This is a genomic window from Aeromicrobium phragmitis (genome assembly GCF_003674095.1).
Taxonomy (GTDB): Bacteria; Actinomycetota; Actinomycetes; order Propionibacteriales; family Nocardioidaceae; genus Aeromicrobium; species Aeromicrobium phragmitis.
On record NZ_RDBF01000089.1, the window covers coordinates 1 to 449 of the forward strand.

1 protein-coding gene and 1 pseudogene are annotated in these 449 nt (G+C 63.0%); one reads left to right on the plus strand and one right to left on the minus strand.

Features of this window, described 5'->3' with window-relative positions; translation table 11 throughout:
• Nucleotides 1–30: 30 nt before the first annotated feature.
• Nucleotides 31–159: pseudogene (locus D9V41_RS18625) on the plus strand (manganese catalase family protein); the annotation flags it as partial.
• 36 nt (nt 160–195) lie between these two features.
• Here D9V41_RS18625 and D9V41_RS16400 read toward each other — a convergent pair.
• A partial coding sequence (locus D9V41_RS16400) for an integrase core domain-containing protein (RefSeq protein WP_166376095.1) occupies nt 196–449 on the minus strand: 254 nt, incomplete at its 5' end.

The window sequence follows — 449 nt, forward strand, 5'->3', positions numbered from 1 at the left end:
CTCGCACACCCGACACGGAAGAGGATCCAGATGTTCACTCACCAGAAAGCCTCCCAGTTCGACGTCAAGGTGCAGGCGCCCGATCCCGCGTTCGCGCGGCGCTTCCAAGAGGTGCTCGGCGGCAAGTGGGGCGAGATGACGGTGGCGATGCAGTACCTGTACCAGGGGGCTGCTGCAGGATTTTGTGACAGTGGGTCATGCCGTCTGAGGGGCGACGTGGCTCATGATGGTTTCGAATTCGATGGGGGTCAATCGGCCGAGTCGTTGCTGGCGTCGTCGTCGGTGGTAGGTGCGTTCGATCCAGGTCACGATCGCGATGCGCAGGTCGTCTCGGGTGTCCCGGGTCTGACGGTCCAGGACGTTGCGCTGTAGCAGGCTGAAGAAGCTCTCCATGGCGGCGTTGTCGCCTGCTGAACCGACCTGGCCCATCGAGCCGAACATCCGGTGTC